The 25296-nt window shown below is 73.0% G+C and carries 25 protein-coding genes; 10 read left to right on the forward strand and 15 right to left on the reverse strand.

All coding sequences use genetic code 11. The annotated features are described in order from the left end of the window. A partial coding sequence (locus AWW66_RS23020) for a hypothetical protein (RefSeq protein WP_342671936.1) occupies positions 1–1062 on the forward strand: 1062 nt, incomplete at its 5' end. Positions 1063–1125: 63 nt separating this feature from the next. Here AWW66_RS23020 and rsmI read toward each other — a convergent pair. Beyond that, positions 1126–1968 (reverse strand): 16S rRNA (cytidine(1402)-2'-O)-methyltransferase, encoded by an 843-nt coding sequence (gene rsmI, locus AWW66_RS23025; RefSeq protein WP_067370255.1) that lies wholly within the window; start codon positions 1966–1968, stop codon positions 1126–1128. A gap of 92 nt (positions 1969–2060) precedes the next feature. On the opposite strand from rsmI, the gene AWW66_RS23030 reads away from it, so the two are divergent. The 4 genes from AWW66_RS23030 to AWW66_RS23045 all read left to right on the forward strand — a co-directional run bounded on the left by AWW66_RS23030 (position 2061) and on the right by AWW66_RS23045 (position 7517). After that, positions 2061–3902 carry a dolichyl-phosphate-mannose--protein mannosyltransferase gene (locus AWW66_RS23030; protein WP_067370258.1) on the forward strand — a complete coding sequence of 614 codons (1842 nt, stop codon included), beginning with the start codon at positions 2061–2063 and terminating at the stop codon, positions 3900–3902. Positions 3903–4298: 396 nt separating this feature from the next. Further along, positions 4299–4955: a 4'-phosphopantetheinyl transferase family protein gene (locus tag AWW66_RS23035; RefSeq protein WP_067370295.1), complete on the forward strand. Its 657-nt coding sequence runs from the start codon at positions 4299–4301 to the stop codon at positions 4953–4955. Between the two features lie 82 nt (positions 4956–5037). Further along, on the forward strand, positions 5038–6396 hold the full coding sequence (locus tag AWW66_RS23040) for a hypothetical protein (RefSeq protein WP_157527752.1): 1359 nt from the start codon (positions 5038–5040) through the stop codon (positions 6394–6396). A gap of 179 nt (positions 6397–6575) precedes the next feature. Then, entirely contained in the window at positions 6576–7517 is a 942-nt protein-coding gene (locus AWW66_RS23045) for an SMP-30/gluconolactonase/LRE family protein (protein ID WP_067370261.1), read from the forward strand. A gap of 21 nt (positions 7518–7538) precedes the next feature. On the opposite strand, the gene AWW66_RS23050 is transcribed toward AWW66_RS23045, so the two are convergent. Both AWW66_RS23050 and AWW66_RS23055 read right to left on the reverse strand, forming a co-directional pair. Then, positions 7539–8390 carry a transglutaminase-like domain-containing protein gene (locus tag AWW66_RS23050; RefSeq protein ID WP_067370263.1) on the reverse strand — a complete coding sequence of 284 codons (852 nt, stop codon included), beginning with the start codon at positions 8388–8390 and terminating at the stop codon, positions 7539–7541. 68 nt (positions 8391–8458) lie between these two features. Further along, entirely contained in the window at positions 8459–9742 is a 1284-nt protein-coding gene (locus tag AWW66_RS23055) for a multidrug effflux MFS transporter (RefSeq protein ID WP_396890408.1), read from the reverse strand. 297 nt (positions 9743–10039) lie between these two features. Here AWW66_RS23055 and AWW66_RS23060 point away from each other — a divergent pair, with 297 nt between their 5' ends. Together AWW66_RS23060 and AWW66_RS23065 are read left to right on the forward strand one after the other, a co-directional pair. After that, positions 10040–10285 (forward strand): toxin HicA, encoded by a 246-nt coding sequence (locus AWW66_RS23060; RefSeq protein WP_245648440.1) that lies wholly within the window; start codon positions 10040–10042, stop codon positions 10283–10285. After that, complete coding sequence (locus AWW66_RS23065; protein ID WP_067370301.1) at positions 10285–10629, forward strand: type II toxin-antitoxin system HicB family antitoxin; 345 nt, start codon at positions 10285–10287, stop codon at positions 10627–10629. Before AWW66_RS23060 ends, AWW66_RS23065 begins: the two co-directional genes overlap by 1 nt. A 63-nt stretch (positions 10630–10692) precedes the next feature. Here AWW66_RS23065 and AWW66_RS23070 read toward each other — a convergent pair whose 3' ends face one another. From AWW66_RS23070 to AWW66_RS23110, 9 genes are all read right to left on the reverse strand, one after another. Next, positions 10693–11235: a hypothetical protein gene (locus AWW66_RS23070; protein WP_157527755.1), complete on the reverse strand. Its 543-nt coding sequence runs from the start codon at positions 11233–11235 to the stop codon at positions 10693–10695. A gap of 89 nt (positions 11236–11324) precedes the next feature. Beyond that, positions 11325–11912 (reverse strand): gluconokinase, encoded by a 588-nt coding sequence (locus tag AWW66_RS23075; protein WP_067370268.1) that lies wholly within the window; start codon positions 11910–11912, stop codon positions 11325–11327. Further along, positions 11902–13131: a D-mannonate dehydratase ManD gene (manD, locus tag AWW66_RS23080; protein ID WP_067370271.1), complete on the reverse strand. Its 1230-nt coding sequence runs from the start codon at positions 13129–13131 to the stop codon at positions 11902–11904. The genes AWW66_RS23075 and manD overlap by 11 nt, the downstream gene beginning before the upstream one ends. Before the next feature lie 25 nt (positions 13132–13156). Continuing rightward, positions 13157–14110, reverse strand: coding sequence for a sugar kinase (locus AWW66_RS23085; RefSeq protein ID WP_245648441.1), 954 nt, complete (start codon positions 14108–14110; stop codon positions 13157–13159). Positions 14111–14218: 108 nt separating this feature from the next. Beyond that, positions 14219–14857, reverse strand: a complete 639-nt coding sequence (locus tag AWW66_RS23090; RefSeq protein WP_245648442.1) for a bifunctional 4-hydroxy-2-oxoglutarate aldolase/2-dehydro-3-deoxy-phosphogluconate aldolase — start codon at positions 14855–14857, stop codon at positions 14219–14221. A gap of 2 nt (positions 14858–14859) precedes the next feature. After that, entirely contained in the window at positions 14860–16008 is a 1149-nt protein-coding gene (dgoD, locus tag AWW66_RS23095) for a galactonate dehydratase (RefSeq protein ID WP_067370275.1), read from the reverse strand. A 7-nt stretch (positions 16009–16015) separates the two neighbouring features. After that, complete coding sequence (locus AWW66_RS23100; RefSeq protein ID WP_067370278.1) at positions 16016–16831, reverse strand: carbohydrate ABC transporter permease; 816 nt, start codon at positions 16829–16831, stop codon at positions 16016–16018. Further along, the gene (locus AWW66_RS23105; RefSeq protein ID WP_245648443.1) at positions 16828–17781 is read right to left on the reverse strand and encodes a carbohydrate ABC transporter permease; all 954 of its coding nucleotides are present in this window, start codon (positions 17779–17781) and stop codon (positions 16828–16830) included. Before AWW66_RS23105 ends, AWW66_RS23100 begins: the two co-directional genes overlap by 4 nt. Before the next feature lie 66 nt (positions 17782–17847). Beyond that, on the reverse strand, positions 17848–19101 hold the full coding sequence (locus AWW66_RS23110; protein WP_083978797.1) for an ABC transporter substrate-binding protein: 1254 nt from the start codon (positions 19099–19101) through the stop codon (positions 17848–17850). A 196-nt stretch (positions 19102–19297) separates the two neighbouring features. On the opposite strand from AWW66_RS23110, the gene AWW66_RS23115 reads away from it, so the two are divergent. Continuing rightward, on the forward strand, positions 19298–20104 hold the full coding sequence (locus tag AWW66_RS23115; RefSeq protein WP_169807161.1) for a FadR/GntR family transcriptional regulator: 807 nt from the start codon (positions 19298–19300) through the stop codon (positions 20102–20104). Between the two features lie 70 nt (positions 20105–20174). Here the strand turns inward: AWW66_RS23115 and AWW66_RS23120 are convergent, their stop codons facing one another. Both AWW66_RS23120 and AWW66_RS23125 read right to left on the reverse strand, forming a co-directional pair. Next, the gene (locus AWW66_RS23120) at positions 20175–21359 is read right to left on the reverse strand and encodes an acyl-CoA dehydrogenase family protein (RefSeq protein ID WP_211272073.1); all 1185 of its coding nucleotides are present in this window, start codon (positions 21357–21359) and stop codon (positions 20175–20177) included. A gap of 197 nt (positions 21360–21556) precedes the next feature. Further along, entirely contained in the window at positions 21557–22402 is an 846-nt protein-coding gene (locus tag AWW66_RS23125) for a maleylpyruvate isomerase N-terminal domain-containing protein (RefSeq protein WP_067370283.1), read from the reverse strand. Between the two features lie 163 nt (positions 22403–22565). Here AWW66_RS23125 and AWW66_RS23130 point away from each other — a divergent pair, with 163 nt between their 5' ends. Further along, positions 22566–23504 carry a hypothetical protein gene (locus AWW66_RS23130; RefSeq protein WP_067370286.1) on the forward strand — a complete coding sequence of 313 codons (939 nt, stop codon included), beginning with the start codon at positions 22566–22568 and terminating at the stop codon, positions 23502–23504. A 48-nt stretch (positions 23505–23552) separates the two neighbouring features. Here AWW66_RS23130 and AWW66_RS23135 read toward each other — a convergent pair whose 3' ends face one another. Continuing rightward, positions 23553–24098 carry a carboxymuconolactone decarboxylase family protein gene (locus tag AWW66_RS23135; protein WP_067370289.1) on the reverse strand — a complete coding sequence of 182 codons (546 nt, stop codon included), beginning with the start codon at positions 24096–24098 and terminating at the stop codon, positions 23553–23555. Between the two features lie 229 nt (positions 24099–24327). Between AWW66_RS23135 and AWW66_RS23140 the strand changes: the two genes are divergently transcribed. Beyond that, positions 24328–25296: M20/M25/M40 family metallo-hydrolase (locus tag AWW66_RS23140; protein WP_067370314.1), on the forward strand; the 969-nt coding region annotated here is incomplete at its 3' end.

A 25296-nucleotide genomic window follows, 5' to 3' on the forward strand; every position in this document is an offset into this window, starting at 1 on the left:
CCCGCCGGGTCGCGGGGCGGCGTGGGGCGACCCGCCGGGTCGCGGGGCGGGGCGGTCGCCCCGCAGCGGCGGACCCGGGCCACCACCCGAGGCGACACCGACCCGCTGCTCCCCGCGTCCCCGCCCCCGGCGCCGGGCGCGTCACCGACCGCGCCCCCGAGTACGCCGCCGAGCGCGTCACCGACTTCGGGGCCGGGCGCGGCGGGCCGGGAGACGCCCGCCGCCCGACCCGCCGACCCCGTGACGGTGGACTCCCCGCCGGTCGAGGGCGGCCCGGCGGTCGAGGGCGGCCCGGCGGTCGAGGGCGGCCCGGCGGTGGAGCCGACGACCGGTGCACCGGTGGACGCCGTGCCGCGCCGGGTGCCGGTCCGCCAGCACCGGGAGGCGCAGCCGGCCGTCCCGACGACCACCGACGCCGGGGACGGGGACGGGGACGGGGCCTTCTGGCTGCCGATCGAGGAGGTGCACTGGGACGGCACCCCGATCCAGCCGGAACCGACCCGGCCCCGCAGGGTCCCGGCGCTGCGGGCTCTGGCCGTGCGGTGGCGTCGGGGCACCCGCAGCCCGCACCCGCCCGACCCGCTGCCCGGCCTGGCCGCCGTCCTGGCGTTGAGCCTGCTGGCAGCGTTCTTCGCCTGGGTCAGCGCCGGGCCGCTGTGGCTGGCGGTCGGCCACGCCAGCGGGGGTACGGCGGTGGTCGGCGAGTGCACCGGCGGCGGCCTGACGCAGCGGTGCCGGGGCATCTTCGTCGCCGACGGGGGCGGCTTCGTCGCGCACGGGGTCCGGCTCAGCGGGGTACCGGCCGGGCAGACCGGCCCGGGTGCCGCCCTGCCGGCCCGGATGACCGGCCCGGCCGGCGGCACCGCGTACGTCGGCTCCGGCCCGGACCGGCACCTGCGCTGGCTGCTCGGGCTGTTGGCGGTGGGCGGCTGCGCCGCCGGGATCGCCCGGTACGGCGGGGCGACCCGGCTGCCCGACCGCCAGTCCCGCCGCTGGGCGGTGGCCGTCAGCCTGGCCGGCCCCCTGGTGATCACCCTGGGCTTCCTGGTGGCGGCCTGGTGACTCGGCCGGTGGTGTTAAGAAGGGGCCCTTCCTCTACCGCAGGCGTTAACAGGGGGCCCTTCCTTACACCTGGTGCACGACGGTGTAGACGTCCCGGCGGCGCAGCCCGTACCCGGTGGCGACCTCGGTGATCGCGTCCCGGCGGGAGAGGCCGGCGGCCTCCCGGTCGGCCACCGCCGCCCGCAGCGTGGCGTCGTCGGGCCGCTGCGCGACGGCCGGCGGGGCCCCGGCGACGACCAGCGTGATCTCGCCCCGGGGGGCGCTCTCGGCGGCCCAGGCGGCCAGGTCGCCGAGCGGGCGGCGGACCACCTCCTCGTAGGTCTTGGTCAGCTCGCGGCAGAGCGCGGCCGGGCGGTCGTCGCCGAACGCGGCGGCCAGGTCGGCGAGCGCCCCGGCGATCCGGTGCGGGGCCTCGAAGAACACCAGGGTCCGCTCCTCGTCGGCCAGCGCCCGCAGCCGGGACCGGCGGGCGGCCGGGGTGCGGGGCAGGAAACCCTCGAAGCAGAACCGGTCGCAGGGCAGCCCGGAGACGGCGAGCGCGGTGGTGACGGCGCTGGGGCCGGGGGCGACGGTGACCGGGACGCCCGCGTCCAGCGCGGCCCGGACCAGCCGGTACCCGGGGTCGGAGACGCTGGGCATGCCGCCGTCGGTGACCAGGGCGACCAGGTACCCGGCGCGGAGCGCGTCGACCAGTTCGGGGGTACGCCGTTCCTCGTTACCCTCGAAGTAGGAGACGATCCGGCCCTCGACGGTGACGTCGAGGTCCTTGGCGAGCCGGGTCAGCCGGCGGGTGTCCTCGGCGGCGACCACGTCGGCGGTGGCGAGGACGTCGCGCAGCCGGGTGGAGGCGTCGGCGGGGTTGCCGAGTGGCGCGCCGAGCAGAACCAGGCGTCCACATTCCGACATATCACCCACAACAAGCGCTCCTTCATCGACGTTCGTACCGCTATCGGAGACGACAGCCCCATGGTGGCACCTCCGCAGCCTACGATCGCCGGGTGACGAGTGCGTCGACAGCGCAGAGCGCCAGCGCCGACCGAGCCGGGGCCCGGTCCCCAGGCAACGGTACGGACTCCCCCGACCCGACGGCGGGGGCTCCCCGGGCGAGCGGGGGTGGTGGCGTCCCCGCCATCGTCCGCCGCCGACTCGCCACGGTCGAGACCCGGCTGGACGCGTACTCCTGGCTGGCGACCGCCGTCGTGGTGACGATCGCGGCGATCCTGCGCCTGGTGGGGTTGACCTACCCCAAGGGCAAGATCTTCGACGAGGTCTACTACGCCCGCGAGGGCTGGCAGCTCGTCGACAAGGGCGTCGAGTGGAACTACAAGGACAACGTCGCCGCGTACGTGGTGCACCCGCCGCTGGGCAAGTGGCTCATCGGGGCCGGTGAGTGGGCCTTCGGGTACGTCGACACCGAGCAGGGCTTCAACGTCCCGGGCGCGCTGACGACCACCGCCCCCGAGTTCGGCTGGCGGATCTCGGCGGCCATCGCCGGCATCGTGTCGGTGCTGCTGCTGGTCCGCATCGGCCGGCGGCTGTTCCGTTCCACCGCGCTGGGCTGCGCGGCCGGGCTGCTGCTCGCGCTGGACGGCTTCCACCTGGTGCTCTCCCGCACCGCGCTGCTCGACATCTTCCTGCTGCTGTTCGTGCTGGCCGCCTTCGGCGCCCTGGTGCTCGACCGGGACGCCCGGCGTCGCCGCTGGCAGCGGGCCCTCGACGCCGGCCTGGACCCGACCACCGACCGGCCGGCCGGCGGCTGGCGGAACTGGCCCTGGTGGCGGCTGGCCGCCGGGGCGCTGCTCGGCCTCGCCGTCGCGGTCAAGTGGAGCGCGCTGTACTTCCTGCCCGCGTTCGGCCTGCTGGCCCTCTTCTGGGAGGTCGGGCTGCGCCGCTCCGCCGGGGTCCGCCGGCCGTGGCGGGGCGCCCTGCTGGACGAGATGCCGTGGCTGGTCCTCACCGGCGTGGTGCTGATCCTGGCGTACCTGTCCACCTGGTCGGGCTGGTTCCTCACCGACCACGGGTACTACCGCACGCCCGACCGGTACCAGCACGTCACGGCGTTGAGCGACACCCCGGTCATCGGCGCCCTACAGAACCTGTGGGAGTACCACAAGGCCGCGTACGGCTTCCACAGCGGCCTGAGCGAGCCGCACAAGTACCAGTCCTGGCCGTGGCAGTGGCTGCTGCTGGGCCGGCCGGTCGCCTTCCACTACTCCGGGGACGGGCCGTGCGGCGCGGCGAGCTGCGCCTCCGAGGTGCTGCTGCTCGGCACCCCGCTGCTGTGGTGGTCGTTCCTGCCGGCGCTGGCCGCGACGGCCTGGCTGGGCCTGGCCCGGCGGGACTGGCGGGCCGGGGCGATCCTGCTCTGCGTCGCCTTCGGGCTGCTGCCCTGGTTCTACTACGCCCTCCAGGGCCGGACGATGTTCTCGTTCTACACCGCCCCGGCGCTGCCGTTCCTGGTGCTGGCGGTGACCTACGTGCTCGGCGCGATCGCCACCCCCTACGACGGGCCGGTCCCGCGCGCCACGGCCACCGGGCCCGGGACGCCACCGGGTGCCGCCCCGGTGGTCGCCGCCGAGGCCGGGACAGCCGTGGAGCAACCGCCGGCCACCGTGGGGGCGGCCGGGCCGGGGGCGACGGCCACGGCGGAGAAGACCGCCGCCGAGGCGGAGGCGGAGCAGGCCCGCGCCGACCGGCGGCTGGTCGGTGGCTTCATCGTCGGCGCGTACCTGCTGCTGGTCGCGCTCTGCTTCGCGTACTTCTACCCGATCTTCGTCGGCAAGGTGATCACGTCCGCCGAGTGGTCGGCACGGATGTGGTTGGACGGTCGCTGGATCTGAGGCCAGCGGGTTCGTCGGGGTCGGCCCACCTGCGGGTCGGCCCCGCTCGCCGTCCGGCGGGGCGGCCCACAGGGGCGCGTGGTTGCGGGCGCGGAAAAGGCGCAGACAAAGACGCGCGCCCCGATCGCCTGCCACGGGGGAAGCGGGCGATTGGGGCGCGCAGGAGAAGCTTAACCACCTCGCACCACTGGCACAACGGGTCAACTTGATTCAGATTTCCGTCGGATGCGCTGACCGCCAAATGGTTTACATCCGACATCTAACGTACGGTCATCTCCCCGGCCCGACGGCGCACGGTCATCGACCGGTGTGACGGTCCCGGGGCCCACCGGTGTCGGTGGGGTGCAGTACCGTCACGGGACCGGCGCGATGCGGGTCTGGGGACGGGTGAGGGTGATGCGTGATCTGCTGCCGCCGACGGTCGCGGTGGCCGTGGCCGAGTCGGCGGACTTTACCGGGTCGCTGCTCGCGGCCGAGCGGGCCGGCCTCGGCGAGGGCGCGGTGGAGAGCCGGCGGCGGGACTACACCGCCGGTCGGGTCTGCGCCCGGCGGGCGATGGCCGCCCTGGGGCTGCCCCCGGCCGCGGTGCCCTCGGCACCCGACCGGGCCCCGGTCTGGCCGGCCGGGGTGGTCGGCACGATCACCCACACCCGGGGCTACTGCGCGGCGGCGGCGGCCCGCAGCAGCGAGATCCGGTCGGTGGGCATGGACGCCGAGCGGATCAAGGAACTCGACCCCGGAGTGCGCCGGTTGATCTGCCTGCCCGAGGAGGAGGAGCGCGGTGCCCGGCTGCCCGCCGGGGTGCCCTGGCCGATCGTGCTGTTCAGCGCGAAGGAGACCGTCTACAAGGTCTGGCATCCGGTGGTCGGCTCCTGGTTGGACTTCCACGACGCCCTGGTCGACCTCGACCCGGAGGCGGGCACCTTCACCGCGCGGATCGCCCCGGCCCGGGTGGCGGCGGCGACCGTCAGCGACGCGCCCGCGACCATCACCGGACGGTTCGCCGTCGATGCCGGCCTGGTCCGCACCGCCGCGGTGCTCCTTCCCCGCTGAGCCCGACGGCCCTGGTCAGACGGTTGCCCAGGCACGGTACCGTCCAGGCTGTTCGAGATCGTCCAGGTGCCCGAGGAGTACGGTGAGCAACCCCCAGCCCCCACACGGGCCCCAGGATCCGCACCAACCGGCCCAGCACCCGTCGAACCAGTCGCAGTACCCTGCCGACCCGACCGCCCCACCGCCCCCGCCGAACGACCCGTGGGCCAAGCAGGAAGAGGCGCAGACCCAGGACGAGCCGTGGGTCGGCGGCGGGGAGACCTGGACGACGCCGGCCCACCCGCCGCTCGCCGAGAGCGCGACCCCGCCCGGCGGTGACGGGTGGCCGCCGCCCACCCCGCCGTACCCGCCCACCAAGCCGTACCCGACGGCCACCCCGTACCCGTCGGCCGCCACCCCGCAGCCGCCGGTCTCCGGCCAGCCGTACGGCCAGCCGCAGCCGCCCGTCACCGACCCGCCGTACGGCCAGCCGCCCGTCACCGACCCGGCCTACGGGCACCAGCAGCCGCCGGTCTCCGGCCAGCCCTACGGACAGCCCCCGATCTCGGGCCAGCCCTACGGGCAGCAGCCCATCTCGGGCCAGCCGTACGGGCAGCAGCCGCCCGTGTCGGGGCAGCCGTACGGCCAGCAGCCGATCTCGGGGCAGCCCTACGGGCACCAGCAGCCGCCCGTCTCCGGGCAGCCGTACGGGCAACCGCCGGTCTCGGGGCAGCCGTACCCGCCGCCGGCGGCGGCGTACCAGCCGGCCGGGCCGTTGCCGCCCGCCCAGGGGTACCCGCTGGGGCCGCCCGCGGCGACGAAGACCTCGTCGAACCGGACCGCGCTGGTCGTCGTCGCCGTGGTGGCGGCGCTGACCCTGCTCTGCTGCGGCGGAGGCGTCGCCGCGCTGATCGCCGGTGGCGCCCTCACCGAGGGCGAGGAGGGGGGCGTCGACCCCACGCCGTCGGTGAGCATCGCGCCGACCGAGGCCACGCCGACCACGCCCACCACGCCACCGACCACCCCGCCGGTCGCCTCGCCGTCCACCCAGCCGCCGCAGGGCGAGACGTACAACATGAAGGCCGGGGACACCCTGGTGCTCACCGACGACGACGGCGTCCTCGAGATCACCGTGACGAAGTTCAGCAGCACCACCAAGGCCTGCCGGTCGTTCTCCGGCCCGCCGAGCAAGGGGATGTACCTGATCGCCGAGGTGCAGGCCGAAGTCACCAAGGGGACGTCCTCGCTCAACCCGATCTACTTCGAGTGGGTGGCCGAGGACGGCACCACGACCAACGGGCTGGCCGGCATCATCGCCGGGTGCGGTGACTCGCTGGCCTCCGGCAACAACCTGCCGGCGGGTACCAAGCGCAGCGGCGTGGTGGTGTTCAACGTGGCCGACGACGACGGGGTGCTGGAGTACAACCACCGGTTCCGCTCCGCCGGCTCCTGGAAGCCGTAACGCCGCAGACCGAACCGACGACGGCGGGGCCGGCCCGATCCGGGGCCGGCCCCGCCGTCGTGCGCCCACCCGGCCACGCCGCCGGCACCCGCTCCGGTTGACAGCTCCGCCCACCGAACGGACGATTCGGGATCGGACATTCAGTCGACGGATGCGATCCACGCACCGGAAGGAGCATCGTGAACCGACGCCTCCGGACCGTACTCGCCGTGGCCCTGACCACCACCCTGGCGGCCCCGGTCGCCGCCGCGCCGGCCCAGGCTGACCGTGGGCAGGCGGCCCGGCCCCACGTCATCGACCTGCCCGACGGCTTCCAGCCCGAGGGCATCGCCACCGCCGGCCGGTACGCCTACTTCGGCTCCCGCGCCACCGGCGCGATCCACCGCGCCGACCTGACCACCGGCACCGGCACCGAACTCAGCCCCGCCACCGGCACCCCGTCGCTCGGCCTGGCCCTCGACCACCGGGGCCGGCTCCTCGTCTCCGGCGGCACGGCCGGCGACGCCCGGGTGGTGGACACCCGGACCGGGCAGGTGCTCGCCCGCTACCGGTTCGCCGAGCCGCCGACCTTCGTCAACGACGTCGTCGTGCACGACGGGGCCGCGTACTTCACCGACTCCCACCGGCCGGTGCTCTACCGGCTGCCGCTGGGCCGCGGCGGCGTCCTGCCGCCGGCCGACGGGTTCACCACCGTGCCGCTGACCGGCGACTACCGGCAGGTCGGCACGGAGATCAACCTCAACGGGATCGTGTCGACGCCGGATCGCCGGGCGCTGATCGTGGTCCAGTCCAACACCGGCACGCTGTACCGGGTGGAGCCGGCGACCGGCGTGGCCACGGTGGTCGACGTGCCCGGGTACACCTTCACCAACGGCGACGGGCTGCTGCTCGACGGACGCACCCTGTACGTGGTGCAGAACCGGTTGAACAAGGTCGCCGCGGTGCGGCTCGACCGCGCCGGCACCACCGGCACGGTGACCGGGGAGATCACCAGCCCGGCCTTCGACGTACCGACCACGGTCGCGTCGGCTCTCGGCCGGCTCTGGCTGCCCAACGCCCGGTTCACCACCCCGCCGACGGCCACCACCCCGTACACGGCCGTCGCGGTCCCGCCGCGCTGACCGGCGCACCGGTCCTCACCGTCATGCGCGCCCGGTGGGGGTGCGCACGACGGTGAGGCCGGCGGGCGGCCGGAGCCCGTCCTCGGCGTCGAGGAGGTCCCGGACCGTCCCGACGGGGCCACCGGCGGCGCTCACCTCGGCGGCCCGGTCGACCAGCGCCCGGTCGCTGTCGGCGAGGTCGTCGACGTGCCGGGCGATGACCCCCCAGGCGTCCCACGGCAGCGCCTCGACCTTCGCCAGCGCGGCCAGGTCACGGACCACGTTGCCCTGGACCTCCCACAGGCCCTTGATCCCGACGACGCTCACCCCGAACCGCTCCGGGTCCCGTTCTCCGCGCCGGCACTCCTGCCAGGCCCGCCCGCCGACGAGGAACGCGTCGCGCGGCACGTCCATCGGATCGAACCCGATCCGGTACGCCTCGACGGCTCCCCCGGCGAGCTGCGGGTCCGCCAGCCGCCAGCCGTGCGCGTCGGACCAGTGCTCGACCACCCAGTGGTCCTCGAAGAAGTCGTCGACGAAGTACGCGGCGAAGCCCACCCGCAACCGGGCCGGCACACCGGCCTCCCGCAGCAGCGCGCAGAGCAGGATGGAGAAGTCGCGGCAGGTGCCGGCGAACCGCTTCGGCGCGGGGCGTTCCCGCAGGTCGCCCAGGTACCCGAGAATCCGGTGCGCGAAGCGGGTGTTCGCCTCCTCGCGGCGCTCGACGGGCAGCTCGAACCCGTGCATCCAGGACGTCTCGTCCCGGTGCACGACCACCCCGCGCACGATGTCGGCGAGGGCCGCGACCTCGGTCGGAAGACCGGTCAACTGGCCCCGGTGCGCGCCCGGGTCGGTCAGCGGACCGTGCTCTCGATAGAAATCCAGCTCGTCCATCCGACGAGCCTAGGCTCCACATGCGACAGCGGGAGGCCGCCGACGTCCGGAATGTCGCCGTACCGCCGTCAGTGCGTGGCGACCAGCACCGCGTCCGGTTCGACGCCGGCCAGCCGGGCGGGCCGTACCACGACGAACAGGACCAGCGTCGCGGCCACCATCCCGCCGGCCACCACCAGGGCCATCGCCACCGCGCCGGTGCCGAGGACGCCGACCAGGGGCGCGGCCACCGCGCCCACGCCGAACTGCACCGCGCCGAGCAGGGCCGAGGCGGTGCCGGCCGCCTCACCGTGCCGCGACAGCGCCAGGGCCGGCGCGTTCGGCATCGCCAGACCGGCCGCCGCGAGCACCACCCAGAGCGACACCAGCAGCGCCGGCAGCCCGCCGAGCCCGGTCGCGGCCACGGCGAGCAGCGTCAGCCCGGCCACGCTGCCCGCCGCGAGGGAGACGACGAGGATGCGGTGCGGCGAGTACCGGCGCAGCAGGCGGACGTTGAACTGGGTCGCCGCGATCAGGCCGACCGCGCCCGCGCCGAAGGCCAGCCCGAACTCCTGCTCGTCGAGGCCGTACTGCCCCTGGAGCACGAACGACGACCCGGAGACGTACGCGAACAGCGCCGCCATGGCCAGGCCGGCGACCAGGACCAGCCCCACGAACGTCCGGTCGCGCAGCAGCGAGCCGTACAGCTTCGCGGTGCCGACCACGCCGCCGCGCCGCCGCCGCTGCGGCGGCAGCGTCTCGGGCAGGCCGAACGCGGCGACCAGGACGAGGATCACGCCGAAGACGGCCAGCGCCACGAACACGCCCCGCCAGTCCGTCCAGCGCAGCAGCCCGCCGCCGAGCGTCGGCGCGAGCACCGGGGCCGCCCCCATGACCAGCAGCAGCCGGGAGAGCAGGGTGGCGAAGGCCCGGCCGTCGAACAGGTCCCGGACGACCGCCATCGCGACCACCGAGGCCGCCGCGACGCCGAGCCCCTGCACCACCCGGAGCACGCCGAGCACCGCGATGTTCGGCGCGACGACGCAGAGCAGCGACGCCACGATGTGCAGCGCGACGCCGGCGATCAGCGGCTTGCGCCGCCCGACCGCGTCGGAGAGCGGGCCGATCAGCAGTTGGCCGAGCGCGAGACCGACCAGCGTGCCGGTCAGGGTCAACTGGACCTGCGCCGAGGTGGTCTCGAAGTAGTCGACGATCGCCGGGAACGCCGGCAGGTACATGTCGATGGTGAGCGGGCCGACGGCGATCAGCGACCCGAGGACGAGGACCAGCCGCAGGCGCTGCCGGGTGCTCATCAGGTCGCCGGGGGTCGGCGTGGTCGCCGGCTGCCCGGCGGTGTCGGTGACGGCGGTCATCGGGCCACCTCCCATCGGTCGGCACGGATCCGGGCCGGGCTCAGCACTACAGTCACACCTGGCTCCAACCCCGATCCGGCGCGCTGATTCCCGCTGACCCGAGAGGTAACTCAGGTCACAAGGCGAAGGCGGGCGCCGCCGAGACCTCGGCCGGAAGCACGAACAGCGACATTCCTACCACCTTGAATGATCACCGACGGTGAAGCCGCCACGGCGCGTCAACCCCCGTGGCGCCGCAGCTCAGGAGAAAGACCGGACGCGCCTGACAAAATGGTACCACCTGAAGTACCATGGATCGTGCCGTCCATCGACAAGATCGTTCAAGCGATGCGGAAGAACCCGCACAACGTCGCCTACAACGATCTCCACCGAGTGTGTGAGCACCACTTCGGCAAGCCGCGCCAGACCGGCGGCTCCCACGCAATCTTCAGGACGCCGTGGCCAGGCGACCCCCGAGTGAATATCCAGAACGACAAGGGCAGCGCCAAGCCCTATCAGGTGCGGCAGGTGCTCAAGGCCATCGACAAGAAGGAGGCCAGGTGATGCGGAGTGTCGACCGCCCCGAGGTGACCCACTACACCTACCGCGTCACGTGGTCCGCCGAGGACGGCGAGTTCGTGGCCACGTGCGCCGAGTTCCCGTCGCTTTCCTGGCTGGCCCGCACACAGATCGAAGCCTTGCAGGGGCTACACGATCTGCTGCGGGAGGTGATCGCGGACCTGGAGGAGCAGGGCGAGCAGGTGCCGCAGCCGTTCGCCGAACGCCGCTACTCGGGCAAGTTCAACCTGAGGGTCGGCGAGAGCCTGCACCGCGAGTTGGCCATCCGCGCCGCTGAGGACGGCATGAGTCTCAACCAGTACGTCCTCCGGAAACTCAACGCCGCCTGAGTTCGGGGACCTGTCCCATACCTGCGGGGGTGCCGCCGGACAGGCCTGGAGCACCCGCCCCGGCTACACGCAGACCCAGCAGTACAGCCGGTGCTGCTGCTCGTCGGCGTGCCGGGCCAGGCGGGCCAACTCGCCCACGACCTCGGCCAGCGCCTCCGGATCGGCGTACCCCCCGAACTCCTCGGTCCGCGACCAGGGGTCGGCGACCTCCGCCGCCCGCTGCGGGGTCACCTCGGCCAGGGCCCGCTGCGTCTCGTCGGCGAGGGTGAGGACGAGTTGCTCGCCCCCGAAGCGCTCGGCCACCAGCGCGGCGGCGCGGGGCCGGGCGAAGAGGGTCTCCGTGTCGACCCCGGTGAGCAGTTCCTCCAGGGTCGCCACCTGGACCACCGGGTCGATGCCCTTGACCGACAGCACGTGCAGCCCGTGCTCGGAGAGCCGCATCCGCACCCGGGCCAGCCGCCGGATCGCCTCCTGGTCACCGGCGCGCAGCGCCTCCAGCAGCCCCGGCCGGGGCGGCTCGGCCCCGCCCGGCCCACCGCGAAGGTCGATCGTGGCGGCGGCGTCCTCGTCGGAGGCGGCGGTGAAGTAGTCGTACAGAACTCCCATGTCGGTGATCATGCAGCACCGGTCCGACACGGGGCCGCGGCCCGGGGCAGGGGTGGCCCGGCGACCTGGCCGGGCCACCCCTGCCCCGGCTACGAGCGCACCGGCGCGTGCGGCTGCCGCCCGGACGACGCGGGCGCCTCGGGGGAGCCCGAGCGCAGCGGCAGGTTGAGCTGCTCGACGGCGGCGCTGACGAGCGCGTCCGTGGTGAGCCGGAGGTCGAGGACGACGCCCCGCTCGTCCGGCCAGAGCGGTTCCAGGGTCGCGGTCTGCGAGTCGAGCAGGCTGGCCGGCATGTAGTGGCCGGCGCGTACCGACATCCGCTCCCGGATGACCTCGGTCGGCCCGTCCAGGTGCACGAACTCCACCCTCGGCGGGCCCTGCCGGAGCAGGTCCCGGTAGGAGCGCCGCAGCGCCGAGCAGGCCAGCACGGTCGACACGCCCGCCCGGTGCCGGTCGGCCATCCAGTCGGCCAGGGCGCGCAGCCACGGCCACCGGGCGTCGTCGTCCAGTGGTACGCCGGCCCGCATCCGGGCCACGTTGGCCTCGGAGTGGAACTCGTCGGCCTCGGCGAAGGTCAGCCCGGTCACCTCGGCGAGGCCCTGCGCCACGGTCGTCTTGCCCGCGCCGGAGACACCCATCACCACGATGTGCCGGGTCGACGGGGCCTCACCAGTCATGGACGGTGCCGTCCTTGAGCCGGTTGAACGGCAGGTACGCCGGCTGGTACGGGAACCGCGCGGCGGCCTCCTCGTCCAGCTCCACGCCGATGCCGGGCTGCTCGCCGGGGTGCAGGTAGCCGTCGACGAAGGTGAACGACTGGCGGAACACCTCGTTGGTGAGCGGGCCGTGCCGCATGTACTCCTGGATGCCGAAGTTGTGGATGGCCAGGTCCAGGTGCAGCGCGGCGGCCATGCCCACCGGCGAGATGTCGGTCGGCCCGTGGATGCCCGACTTGATCTGGTACTGCGCGGCGAAGTCGAGCAGCTTGCGCATCGCGGTGATGCCGCCGGTGTGGGTGACCGCCGACCGCACGTAGTCGATGAGCTGCTCGCGGATCAGCGTCTGGTAGTCCCACACGGTGTTGAAGATCTCGCCGATGGCCAGCGGCGTGGTGGTGTGGTGGCGGACCAGCCGCAGCGCCTCCTGGTTCTCCGCCGGGGTGCAGTCCTCCAGCCAGAACAGGTCGTACGGCTCCAGGGCCTTGCCCAGCTTGGCGGCCTGGATCGGGGTCATCCGGTGGTGGCCGTCGTGCAGCAGCGGCAGTTCGGGGCCGAACTCGGCGCGGACCGCCTCGAAGACGCCGGGCAGGTGCCGCAGGTACGCGCGGGTGTCCCAGTCCTCCTCGGCGGGCAGCGGGATGCGCTGGGCCGGCTCGTAGTCGTACCGCTTGCCGTCGGCGGCGGGCTGGGCGGCGACCCCGTACACGGCGTTGATGCCGGGCACCGAGGTCTGCACCCGGATCGAGCGGTACCCCTGCTCCAGGTGGGCCCGGATCGAGTCGAACAGCTCCGGCAGGTCCCGGCCGGAGGCGTGGCCGTACGCCATGATGCCGGTGCGGGACGCGCCGCCGAGCAGCTGGTAGAGCGGCATGCCGGCGGCCTTGGCCTTGATGTCCCAGAGCGCGACGTCGACGGCGGCGATGGCGGCCATGGTGACCGGGCCCCGCCGCCAGTACGCCGAGCGGTAGAGGAACTGCCAGGCGTCCTCGATGTTGTGCGCGTCGCGCCCGATCAGCAGCGGGACGACGTGGTCGCGCAGGTACGAGGCGACGGAGAGTTCGCGCCCGTTGAGGGTGCCGTCGCCCAGCCCGGTGATCCCGTCCTCTGTGGTGATCTTCAGGGTGACGAAGTTGCGGTCCGGGCTGGAGACGATGACGTCAGCGGCGACGATCTTCACGGGGTTGCCTTTCTCAGGGGGGTCCTCAGCGGAGGGTGGTTCCGGCGGCGCTGCCGTTGATCAGGGACAACTCGTCGCGGCGGGGCAGGCCCTCCCAGTCGCCGTGCCCGGCGACCGCGAACGCGCCGAGGGTGACCGCGCGGTGCAGCCGGTCGACGAGGGCCAGCCCGTCGAGTTGTCCGGAGAGGTAGCCGGCGGTGAACGCGTCACCGGCCCCGACGGTGTCCACGGCGGTGACCGGCACCGCCGGGGCGTGGGTGACGCCGTCGCGGGTGTACGCCCGCGCGCCGTCGGCACCGAGCTTGACCAGCACCGTCCGGACACCCCGGTCGAGCAGGGCGGCGACGGCGGTGGCCTCGTCGGCACCGGGCTCGGCCACCAGGTCCAGTTCGTCGGCGGAGGCGATGACGACCGACGCGTACCCGGCCAGCGGGGTCAGCGTGGCGCGGGCGTCCTCCCGGGACCAGAGCCGGGCCCGGTAGTTGACGTCCAGCGAGACGGCCGTACCCGACGCCACCGCCTCCCGTGCCGCCCAGGTCGCGGCCTGGTGGGCCGCGTCGGACAGCGCCGGGGTGATCCCGGTCAGGTGCAGCAGGCGGGGGCCGGCCGCGAGCGGGCCGCGCAGGTCGTCGACGCTCAGCGCGGAGCCGGCCGAGCCCGCCCGGTGGTACTGCACCCGGGTCACGTCCTCGGTGCGCCGCTCCAGGAACATCAGCCCGGCGGGCCGGTCGGGGTCCCGGCGGACCCCGCTGGTGTCGACGCCCTCGGCGCGCAAGTGACGCAGCACGAACTCGCCCAGTTCGTCGTCGCTGACCCGGCCGACCCAGGCGACCCGGTGGCCGAGGCGGGCCAGCCCGATCGCCACGTTCGACTCGGCGCCGCCGAGGTGCATGGTCAGCGGCCCGCCGACGGCCAGCGGCCCCGACGAGCGCAGCGAGACCAGCGACTCGCCGACGGTGAGCAGGTCGAGGCCGCTCACGCCGCCACCTCGCTGACGGTTCGCTCCCGACGGTCGCTCATACCGCCACCTCGCTGCGCTCGGCGTCGGCATGGACCACTGTGCCGATGGTTCGCTCCCGACGGTCGCTCACGCGGCCACCTCGCCCCGGGCCACCGCGACGTACTCGCGGGCGCGGGCGCGCAGCGCGTCGAGGTCGCCACCGGAGGCGGCGTCACCGACCAGCGGCCCGCCCACCCCGACGGCGACCGCGCCGGCCGCCAGGTACGCGGGCACCTCGGCCAGGCCCACCCCGCCGACCGCGACGAAGGGGATGTCCGGGAACGGGTCGCGCACCGCCTTCAGGTACGCCGGCCCGCCCACCGACGCCGGGAAGAGCTTGACCGCGCTGGCCCCCAGCCGCACCGCCGTGTACGCCTCGGTGGGGGTGAGCGCCCCGGCGGCGACCGGCAGGCCGCGCCGGGCCGCCTCGGCCACCGAGTCGACCACCGCCGGGGTGACCACGAACTGGGCGCCGGCCGCCGCCACGTCGGCCACGTCCGCGCTGGTCAGCACGGTCCCGGCACCGACCAGGCAGCCCGGTGGGGCGGCCTGGCGCAACGCCTCGATGGCGGACAGCGCGTCGGGGGTGGTCAGTGCCACCTCGACGATCGTCACGCCCTCGGTCAGCAGCGCGGTGCCGGCCGCGATCGCGGCGGCGGTGTCGGTGCCACGGATGACCGCCAGCAGGCGGGTCGCGGAGAGTTCGGCGGTGAGGTCGAGGGTCATGGTCACCATTCCGCGTAGGAGCCGTCGGGGTGCCGGAACATCGGGCTGCGCCAGGCGTGGCCGCGCTTGTCGGCCGCCCGGACCGCCTGCTCGTCGATCTCGATGCCCAGGCCGGGCGCGGTGAGCCGCTGCACGTACCCGTCGACGAAGGTCAGCGGCTGCTGGTCGACGCAGTAGTCGAGCACCTCGGCGCCGAGGTTGTAGTGGATGCCGATGCTCTGTTCCTGGATCAGGTAGTTCGGTGTGGCGAAGCCGACCTGGAGGCAGGCGGCCAGGGCGATCGGGCCGAGCGGGCAGTGCGGGGCGAGCTGCACGTCGTACGTCTCCGCCAGGGCGGCGATCTTGCGTACCTCGGTGATGCCACCCGCGTGCGACAGGTCCGGCTGGGCCACCGCGATGCCGGCCTGGAGCACCGGCAGGAACTCCTGCCGGTTGTAGAGCCGCTCCCCCGTCGACACCGGGGTGGTGGTGGAGCGGACGAACTCCCCGATCAGGTGGGAGTTCTCCGGGACGACCGGCTCCTCCAGGAAGAAGGGCCGGAAGGGCTCCAGCAGCGGGGCCACCCGGCGGGCGTTGGCCAGGGTGAACCGGCCGTGGAAGTCGACCGCCACGTCCCGGTGGTCGCCGAGCACCTCCCGGGCGGCGGCCACCCGGGCCACCACCTCGTCGAGTTCGGCGACCGAGGCGAGCGGGCTCATCCGCCCGGAGGCGTTCATCTTCACGGCGGTCAGCCCGGACTCGACGCGGGCCGCGATGTGGTCGCGGACCTCGCTGGGCTCGTCGCCGCCGACCCAGCCGTACACCCGGATGCGGTCCCGGACCGGGCCGCCGAGGAGCTGGTGCACGGGGGCGCCGTACCTCTTGCCGGCGATGTCCCACAGCGCCTGGTCCAGGCCGGCGACGGCGCTGGCCAGGATCGGGCCGCCCCGGTAGAAGGAGCCCTTGGTCATGACCTGCCAGTGGTCCTCGATGCGCAGCGCGTCCCGCCCGATCAGCAGCTCGCTGAGCTGCTCCACGGCGGTGCGGACGGTCTCGGACCGACCCTCGCAGGTCGCCTCGCCCCAGCCGACGATGCCGGATTCGGTCTCCACCCGCACGAACAGCCAGCGGGGTGCGACGAGGAAGGTCTCGACACGGGCAATGGTCGTCATGGTCGCCTCAGCCCTTCGTCGCACCGGCGGTGAGGCCGGAGACGATGTACTTCTGCACGAACAACGCGATGATCATGATGGGCAGGGTGACCACCGTGGTCGCCGCCATCAGACCGCCCCAGTCGATGCTGGCGTACCCGACGAAGTCGAAGATCGCCACCGGCAGGGTCTTGGTGTTCGCGCCGGAGAGCACCAGGGCGAACATGAAGTTGTTCCAGGAGAAGATAAAGGACAGGATGCCGGCGGTGGCGATGCCCGGCACGGAGAGCGGCAGGGTGATCCGGCGGAACGCGCCGATGTGGGTGAGGCCGTCGACCAGCGCCGCCTCCTCCAACTCCTCCGGCAGGCCGTCGAAGTAGCCCATCATGATGTAGACGATCAGCGGCAGCGAGACGAACATGTGGCTCAGGATCAGCACGCCGAAGCCGCCGACCATCTGCAGGTTCGAGAAGACGTAGTACCACGGCACCAGCAGCGAGACGCCGGGGATGACCCGGGCCATCAGCACCACCAGGGCCGACTTCTTCATGTTGAACCGGCTCATCGAGTACGCCGCCGGGACGCCGAGCAGCAGGGACAGCACGGTCGCCGCGAAGGCCACCCAGAGGCTGTTGAACACGAACTGGAGGTAGTTCGCCTGCTGGAAGACGGTGTCGTAGTTGCCCAGGGTGGGCGTGAAGACCAGCGCCTTGCTGGAGTCGTAGATGTCGACGTTGGTCTTGAAGGAGGCGGCGACCATCCAGAGCAGCGGCGCCACCAGGGAGAGCACCACGAGGACGAGGGCCACCACCCGGAAGATCGTGTATCCGGTGCGCTTCTTCATCGACGAGCCGCCTCCTTCTTGCGCCGGGCGGTGAGGGCCCACATCACGCCGATGATGATCAGGAAGAACAGGATCAGCACCGTCGACGAGCGGCCGTACTCGTTGTAGTCGAAGCTGAGGCCGTAGGCGTACACGTTGAGGGTCTCCACCTCGTTGAAGGAACCGCCGCCGCGGCCCTTGGTGGCGTAGAGGATGTCGAAGGTCTTCAGCGCGTCGATGCCGCGCAGCAGGACCGCGACGATCACGGTGGGCATCAGCAGCGGCAGCGTGACGTGCCGGAAGCGCTGCCAGGCGCTGGCTCCGTCGATCATCGCCGCCTCCTGCGGCTCGTCGGAGAGCGAGGTGAGCCCGGCGAGCAGGATCAGCACCACCATCGGCGTCCACTGCCAGATGTCGATGAAGATCGTGGTCGGCAGCGCGCTGCTCTGGCCGGCCAGCCAGGGCTGGGGGCCGATGCCGACCCACCCGAGGATCTGGTTGGCCATGCCGATGTTGGGGTCGAAGATGAGCCGCCACATCATGCCGACGGCGACCGGGGTGGCGACCAGCGGCAGGAGGATCGCGACCCGGACCCACTTCTCACCCTTGAACGGCCGCCAGAGCAGCAGGGCGATCGCCATGCCGAGGACGACCTCGAAGAGCAACGCCACACCGGTGAAGGCCGCGGTCCGGCCCACGGCCGGCCAGAACCGGTCGGTGTCGGCCAGCACGTCGAAGTAGTTCTGGAGGCCGATGAAGTTCGACTCGGCCCGGACCGACCCTCGCGAGTCGGTCAGGCTGAGGTACAGCGTCCAGGCGAGCGGGAAGATGATCAGCGCGATGACGAAGGCCATGGCCGGGGCCGCGAAGAGCCACTTGCGATGGTCGTTCGCCCAGCGCGCCCAGCCGGGCGTCTCGGGCATGACGTTGGCGCTGCGCGGCGCCTTGCTGGGGGTGGTCACTGCTGACATGGATTCTCCGTCGGGGAGGCCGGGCGGGGGTGGCGGGGCGAGGCCCCACCACCCCCGCGTACGGACTTAGCGGGCCTCGTCGTCCAGGAACTTCTGGAACGCTTCGTGGGCGGTGTCCGCCGCAGCGGCGGCGTCCCTACCGGTGATCGCGTCGACGATCGGCTGCCCGACGATCTCCCGGGCCTGGGCCACCCGCTCGACCAGCGGCCGGTCGTGACCCACGCCGTTGGCCAGGCTCACGGTGATCGCGTCGGCCATGTCCTTCGGGTACGTCGAGATGCCCTCGGGGTTCTCCCACACCGAGGTACGGGCGCCGGGGACGCCGGCCTTCTGCTGCGCCAGCGTCTGCTCCTTGCCGGCCGCCCACTCGATGAACTTCCAGGCGTTGTCCTTGTTGCCGGAGGACTCGTTGACGGCCAGACCCCACGAGGGGATGTTGTACGGCTTGGAGCCGGCCGGGCCGGCCGGGAACGGCGCGAAGCCGACGTTCTCGGAGACCTTCGACTTGGCCGGGTCGGTGGCGTTCTTGTAGAGCGAGTTGGCCTCCGGGTAGAAGGCGGCCTGGCCCTGGGTGAAAATCGCCATCGCCTCGGACCAGCTCATGTCCGTGCTGACGTTGTTCGGCCCGTGGTCGCGCAGCAGCCCGCCGTAGTACTCGTACGCCTGCTTGGCGGCGTCGCTGTTGACGGCGGACTTGCCCGACCCGTCGACGAAGTCGCCGCCGAAGCTGTACAGGAAGCTGGAGAACTGGGTGACCGCGGCGGCCTTGCCGGTCCGGGCCACGAAGCCGGCCACGCCGGAGTTGTCCGCCTCGATCTTCGCCGCCTGGGTCTTCAGCTCGTCGAGCGTGGCCGGCGGGGCGCTGAAGCCGGACTTCTCCAGCAGGTCCTTGCGGTAGTACAGGACCTGCTGCTCGGTGATGATCGGGACGCCGACCAGCTTGTCCTCGTACGTGGTGGCGCCGACCGGGGCCTGCTGGAAGTCGGCGAGGTCGAACTCGCCGCTGCCCTTGGCCCGCTCGGTCAGGTCGGCCAGGTACCGGTTCTTGGCGAACAGGCGCCCCTCCTGGAGGGGGCGGTACATCATCACGTCGATGTCGCTGGAGCCGGCGTTGAGCTTGACGTTGTACTGGTCCGAGAGCTGGTCCTCGCCGAGCTGGGTGACGTCGACCTTGAGGCCGGTCGCCTGCTCGAACTCGGGCAGCGCGGCCCGGATGTTCTCGGTCCAGACGTGGTTCACCAGCGTCACCCGGACCGTGTTCGAGTCGCCGCTGCCACTACCGCCGCCACCGCAGGCCGACAGGGCCAGCGCGGCGGTCACCGCCAGAGATGTACCAATTATCGATCGACGTCCCACGTCCGTCTCTCCTTCTGTCCTAGCCGCCACCCCGGGGGATCGGCGCGACCTCGGCCTGTTACATCCGCTTAACGTGGGGATGCTAGGCCGAAAAAGCAGATTTAAACAAGGGGTAGACCTAACTGATACGATCTGAGCCGTGAAGCTCTCCTCACCAGGGGTGACAACCACCCAAACCGCCCCTGCCGAGGCCGGGCTGCACGGACGGGTCCTCGACCACCTGGGCACCGCCATCTGCGGCGGTGACCTGGCCCCCGGGGCCGTGCTCAACATCGACGACCTGGTCGACCGGTACGGCGTCTCCCGCTCGGTGGTCCGCGAGGTGCTACGGGTGCTCGCGTCGATGGGCTTCATCGAGACCCGCCGGCGCGTCGGTGTCATGATCCGGGCCGCCGAGCACTGGAACGTCCTCGATCCCCAGGTGATCCGCTGGCGGCTCGCCTCCGCCGGCCGCATCCCCCAGATCCGCTCGATCACCGAGCTGCGGACCGCCGTCGAGCCGCACGCCGCCCTGCTCGCCGCGCAGCGCGTCGACCACGACCAGGCCAGCGACCTGGTCGGCCTCGCCGCCAAGCTGTGGGCCGCCGGCAAGGCCGGTGACGAGGAGCGCTTCCTCGCCCTCGACATAGAGTTCCACCAACGGGTGTTACGGGCCTCCGGCAACGAGATGTTCGTCAAGCTCCAGAACCTGGTCGCCGAGGTCCTCATCGGCCGCCACCACTACCACCTGATGCCGCACTACCCCAGCGAGCAGGCGCTCCAGTTGCACGCCGACGTCGCCACCTCGATCCAGCGCGGCGACGGGGAGAGCGCCCGTCGGGCCATGGTGCAGATCATGGAGCACGCGTTCGAGGAGATGTCGACGATCTGGAAGCAGGAGGGCGTCCCCGACCCGGCGCGCGTCCCCGAGCCCACGCCCGAACCCGGGCGCGTCGCGGCGACCGCCCGGGCCCCCGAGCCGGCCTGAACACGGCCCGGACGCGACGGAGCCCTCCCACCGGGGCGACGGCGGGAGGGCTCCGGACAGCAGGCCGGGGTCACATGTAGAGGGTGTTCGGCTCCAGCCCGCAGAGCACCCGCCCGTACAGCTCGGTGTTGACGTCGGGGACGATCAGCCCGTGCAGGGCGGCGGAGGTCACGTCCCGGGCGATCCGCTGGATCGGCACGTCACTGTAGATCGAGGTGCCGCCACTGGCCATCTGGAAGGTGTCGACGACCTCCCGGGCCAGCCGGGCGGCCTCGCCCTGGTCGGCGCGGACCCGCACCCGCTCCTCCACCGTCCAGGCCTCCCCGCTGAAGGCCTTGTGGTCGACGACCTCGCCGATCCGCCGGGCGTGGAACATCGCCTGGTCGATCTTGTGCGCGGCGGCCCCGACCCGCAGGTGGGTCAGCGGAGCCTCGGCCTGGCTCGGGTAGTCGGTGTAGATGATCTTCCGGTCCGGGAGCCGGTCGAAGAAGGTGTCCCAGGCCGCCTGGGCCAGCCCGGCCAGCAGCCCGACCCCGGAGACGGCGGCGACCAGGGTGGCCGGGGTGGAGTAGATCGGGATGTCCCGGTTGGTCTCCGACAGGGTCTGCGGGCCGAGCGCGGCGCCCAGCGGGATGACCCGCTCGGCCGGCAGGAAGACGTCCGTGGCCACGGTGGTGATGCTGCCGGTGCCCCGCAGGCCCGTGGTGTTCCAGTCGTCGACGAGTTGCATGTCCGACATCGGGACCATGGTCATCACCGGCTCGGGCTCGGCGCCGTCGCGCAGGATCACCGCCGCCGCCTCCATCCAGTGCGCGTGGTGCGCGCCGCTGACGAAGGGCCACCGGCCGTTCAGGAGGTACCCGCCCTCGACCGGCACCATGGTCCCCTTCGGGGCGTTGGTGCCGCAGACCCGGACGTCGGGGGTGGCGAAGACCTCGTCCTGCACCGAGTCGGGGAACATGCAGACCAGGTACGTGGGGATCCAGTTCACCATCGCCACCCAGGCCACCGAGGCGTCGATCCGGCCCAGCGCCGCGCCGACCTCGACCAGGGTGGAGCCGTCGCACTCGTACCCGCCGTAGCGCTTGGGCACCCGCATCCGGAAGATGCCCGCCTCGGCCATCGCCTCGACGACCGCCTCGTGCAGCCGGCGGTTCTCCTCGGACCACGGCACGTGCTCGCGGAGCACCGGCTCGGCCTTCGCGACCCGGCGGAGGATCTCCTCGCGGGTGGGGACCTCAGTGATCGTCACGATTTCCTCCTTGAAGGTCTCCGGTCCGTGGACCGGGCTCACCCCACGGTCGCACCGGCGTCCGCGCCACACTTCTTCCGTATTGCGGCAGGTGCCGGCGGCCGGTACCACCGACCGCCGTCGATGCCGCAGCGGGGGCAGCGGGCGGTGGCCCCGGGTCCGGGCGGACCCGGGGCAGGTGCCGCGCCCACCCGGGGCGGTCAGGACGGCGGGCGCATCGTCCGGAGGAAGACGGGCAGCAGCCACGGCCGGCGGCCACCCACCGACAACCGGCGGGTGAGCACCGCCCGGATCCGGCCCACCCGGCCGAACAGCATCAGGGTGAAGGTCGCCGGGTCGAAGGTGAGCCGGACGTCGGGGCGCGGGTCCACCGGCTCCACGGTCACCCGGCCCGAGACCAGGGCCAGGGTCGCCGCCGGGCCGTACCGGTGCTGGAAGGTCACCGCGATCCGGCCGGGACGGACGGGCCCGGGGCGGTCCAGCAGGTTGCCGTGCCCGTGCCGGGTCATCCCGACCAGGAACAGGTCGACGAAGAGCGCGGCGTCGGCCGGGTCGATCACCCAGGGCACCCGCATCGCCCGGGCGACGTCCCAGGAGTGGAGGTTCAGCTCGTTGAGCAGGTGGGCCAGCAGCCCGGGGACGGGCAGCCGGGCCCCGCCCAGCCAGGACACCTCGTGGTGGGGGCCGACCTCCTCGGCCGCCCGCAGCATCTGCGCGACCTCGGCCCGCAGCCGGTCGACGAGCACCGGCAGCCGCCGCTCCGGGTAGTGCCGCAACACCTCGGCGTTCATCACCGAGATGGTGTCGATGGTGGTGCGGCGGCGCAGCTCCAGCAGGCCGGGCACGGGCAGGTCCGGCGGGGCCGCCCGGAGCATGGACACCCCGATCGAGGCGACGGCGGACAGGTGGGCCACGGTGTCGGCGATGCTCCAGTGCGCGGTCGCGGGACGCTCCGGCGGGGCGTCGGCGACGAGATCCGCCAGCCGGTCCAGGACGGCGGGCACGGAGGTACGGAGACGGTGCCACTGCTGCGGGGTGACCGACATGACTCCACGATGGACGAGACCGGGCCGTCGTCGCTGTTCCAGGTTGCCGTTCTGCGCGGTCCCGCCCGTGGTGGGACGGCTCCGGCGGCGCGACAGCGGCGCGGCCGGGAAACTCGGCAACCAGGAAGAAGCCAGAACGCCGGCCCGCCCCCACACTCCATCCATGACACTCACTGGAAGGGGTGGCGCGGTCCAGGTACCCGCGCGGGCCCACCCGACCGGGCGCGGGAAGATCGTCCTGGGCGGCGTCGTGGCAGGGATCCTGCTCGCGGTGCTGTGGTCGTACGAGTTCGTGGACCACGTGATCGGTGACAACCTCGCCAACGCCCTGCTGGGCCACGACGCGAAGGCCACCGCCATCGGTGGCGCCGTCGCGGGCATGGTGTTCGCCTTCGTGTCCGGCCTGGCCGGCACCTTCACGGCCTGCAACATCGCCATGGCCGCCGCCGTCGGCCCGATGAGCCAGGCCGGTCAGGAGGGCGCCACCCGGACCGGGCTGCGCGTCCTGCTGCGGCCGGTGGGCTGGCTCACCGTGGGGATGGTCGCGGTCTCGGCCACCTACGGCTTCGTCGGGGTACTGCTCGGTGACCGGCTGCCCCAGTTGTCCACCGAGGTCGTCGCCGGGATGCCGGTCCGCCTGATCCAGTCGATGGTCGTCTTCGGCGTGATCGGGCTGGCCTTCGTCTACCTCGGCCTGGCCTCGCTGGACATCGTGCCGGACCCGTTCGCGCACCGGCCCGCCGCCCGGGTGGTGGTGCTCGGGGCGCTGGTCGGCGGCTTCCTCATCGGCCGGCCGTACCCGCTGTTCAACAAGCTGTTCCACTGGGCGGTGGAGACCGGCAACCCGCTGTACGGGGCCGGTGCCTTCGTCCTCCAGTCGCTGGGCAACATCGTCATCGTCGCCGCGCTGTTCGCCCTGCTCATCGTCCTCACCAAGGGCCGGTTCGTGTCCTGGCTCGCCGGCAGTCCGGCCCGCACCGCCGCGGTGACCGGAGCACTGCTGATCGCCCTGGGCGTCTTCATGGTCGTCTACTGGGACGTCCGGCTGCCGGCCATGTTCGGCCACGGCTGGTTCCCGACCATGTGGTACAACGCGCGGTGACCGCCGACGGCCGGTGGGCGGCGTCCCACCGGCCCGGCCGGCGTCCGGTCAGCCGACGTACCCGTTTGCCTTGATCTGCCGGGCCCGCTGCTCGAAGGCCGTCGGGTCCTCGGGGAGCTGGGTGCCGAGCCCGTCGACGTACCGGTTGTACATGCAGAAGGCCGCCGCGATGAGGACCGTGTCGTGGATCTCCAGCTCCGTCGCGCCCTCGGAGCGGGCCGCCTCGACCAGCTTCGGGGTCACCGCCCGGCCGGTCTTCTGCACCGCCCCGGCGATGTGCAGCAGGGCCTGCAGCTTCGCCGACACCTCCGCCGTCGCCGGGTCCTGGCGGACCTGGCGCACCAGGGGCATCCCGCCGTCGAGCTGCTCGGCGGCGAACGCCGAGTGCGACTCGCAGCAGAAGGTGCACTCGTTGAGCCCGGAGACGTACGCGGCGATCAGCTCCCGCTCGCCGGCGGTGAGACTCGGGTGCGGAGCGTGCAGCAGCGCCTCGGCCAGGGCGTTGAGCGGCGCCGCCGTCTCCGGCCGGAAGCGCATCAGGCCGGTGATCCCGGGGTACTGCGTTTCGTCCAGACCCAGATCGATGTGTGCCACGGAGTCTCCTCGACGGGTTCGGCCACGGCCGGGCGGCGACGCGGTCCTGTGCGGATGATGCCGGACCCACCGACCTGGGCGCTTCTTCCTCCGTGCCCAGTCGCGCCGCACCCACGATCTCTCCGAACGTGCCGTTTCCGCACCGCCCACCAGCGCCGACACGGAGGGCGACCAGCAGGGCACGGATGCGTATTGCCGCAGGTCGGGAAGGCTTGCCACGATCGGCGCCATGGTCGACATAGCGGAACTTGGGCAGCGGTCCCGGGCACAGGCCGGGACCATGGTGGATCGTCTACGTCAGCTCGTGCACCAGGAGTCGCCCCCCGGCGCGGTCCGTCGCCTGCACGACTGCGCGGACCTGCTGGAGAGCTGGATCAGCCCGGTGCTGGGCCGACCCGCCGTCCGGGTCCTGCACGACGGGCTGCCGCACCTGCTGTGGCCGGCCGAGGACCAACGGGTGCTGCTGCTCGGGCACTACGACACGGTGTGGCCGGAGGGGACCATCGCGGACTGGCCGTTCGCCGTGGCCGACGGGATCGCCACCGGGCCGGGCGTCTGCGACATGAAGTCCGGCATCGTCCAGATGGTCACCGCCCTGTCCCTGCTGCCGGACACCTCCCGGGTGGGGGTGCTGCTGACCTGCGACGAGGAGAGCGGGTCGCCGACCTCCCGGCCGCTGATCGAGCAGCAGGCCCTCCGCTCCCGGGCGGTGCTGGTCGCCGAGCCGTCGACGGAGGACGGCGCCCTCAAGGTCGCCCGCAAGGGCGGGTCGATGTACCGCATCACGGTCCAGGGGCGGGCCGCGCACGCGGGCGTCGAGCCGCACCGGGGCGTGAACGCGGCGGTGGAGCTGGCCCACCAGGTCCTCGCCGTACGGGCGCTGGCCACCGAGGGGACCAGCGTCACCCCCACCGTGCTCAGCGCCGGCAGCATCAGCAACCAGGTACCCGAGTCGGCGACCTTCTGCGTGGACGTGCGCGCCTGGACCCGGGAGGAGCTGGACCGGGTCGACCGGATGATCCACGCGATGACGCCCTGGCTGCCCGAGGCGGCGCTGGTGGTGGGGGGCGGCATCAACCGGTACCCCCTCCAGGAGTCGGTCGCGCTGCCGTTGCTGGAGCTCGCCCGGCTCGCCGGCCGGGAGCTGGGCCTGCCGCCGCTGGCCGGGGCGCACGCCCCCGGTGCCTCGGACGCGAAC

Origin of the sequence: Micromonospora rosaria, assembly GCF_001567585.1 — a bacterium.
GTDB classification, from domain to species: domain Bacteria; phylum Actinomycetota; class Actinomycetes; order Mycobacteriales; family Micromonosporaceae; genus Micromonospora; species Micromonospora rosaria.

What these genes read in the sequence shown, in the direction of transcription:
- rsmI (WP_067370255.1), bottom strand. Translation starts at nt 1,968, where the DNA reads ATGTCGGAATGTGGACGCCTGGTTCTGCTCGGCGCGCCACTCGGCAAC.
- AWW66_RS23035 (WP_067370295.1), top strand. Translation starts at nt 4,299, where the DNA reads ATGCGTGATCTGCTGCCGCCGACGGTCGCGGTGGCCGTGGCCGAGTCG.
- AWW66_RS23050 (WP_067370263.1), bottom strand. Translation starts at nt 8,390, where the DNA reads ATGGACGAGCTGGATTTCTATCGAGAGCACGGTCCGCTGACCGACCCG.
- AWW66_RS23055 (WP_396890408.1), bottom strand. Translation starts at nt 9,742, where the DNA reads ATGACCGCCGTCACCGACACCGCCGGGCAGCCGGCGACCACGCCGACC.
- AWW66_RS23065 (WP_067370301.1), top strand. Translation starts at nt 10,285, where the DNA reads ATGCGGAGTGTCGACCGCCCCGAGGTGACCCACTACACCTACCGCGTC.
- AWW66_RS23070 (WP_157527755.1), bottom strand. Translation starts at nt 11,235, where the DNA reads ATGGGAGTTCTGTACGACTACTTCACCGCCGCCTCCGACGAGGACGCC.
- AWW66_RS23075 (WP_067370268.1), bottom strand. Translation starts at nt 11,912, where the DNA reads ATGACTGGTGAGGCCCCGTCGACCCGGCACATCGTGGTGATGGGTGTC.
- AWW66_RS23090 (WP_245648442.1), bottom strand. Translation starts at nt 14,857, where the DNA reads ATGACCCTCGACCTCACCGCCGAACTCTCCGCGACCCGCCTGCTGGCG.
- dgoD (WP_067370275.1), bottom strand. Translation starts at nt 16,008, where the DNA reads ATGACGACCATTGCCCGTGTCGAGACCTTCCTCGTCGCACCCCGCTGG.
- AWW66_RS23100 (WP_067370278.1), bottom strand. Translation starts at nt 16,831, where the DNA reads ATGAAGAAGCGCACCGGATACACGATCTTCCGGGTGGTGGCCCTCGTC.
- AWW66_RS23105 (WP_245648443.1), bottom strand. Translation starts at nt 17,781, where the DNA reads ATGTCAGCAGTGACCACCCCCAGCAAGGCGCCGCGCAGCGCCAACGTC.
- AWW66_RS23125 (WP_067370283.1), bottom strand. Translation starts at nt 22,402, where the DNA reads ATGTCGGTCACCCCGCAGCAGTGGCACCGTCTCCGTACCTCCGTGCCC.
- AWW66_RS23130 (WP_067370286.1), top strand. Translation starts at nt 22,566, where the DNA reads ATGACACTCACTGGAAGGGGTGGCGCGGTCCAGGTACCCGCGCGGGCC.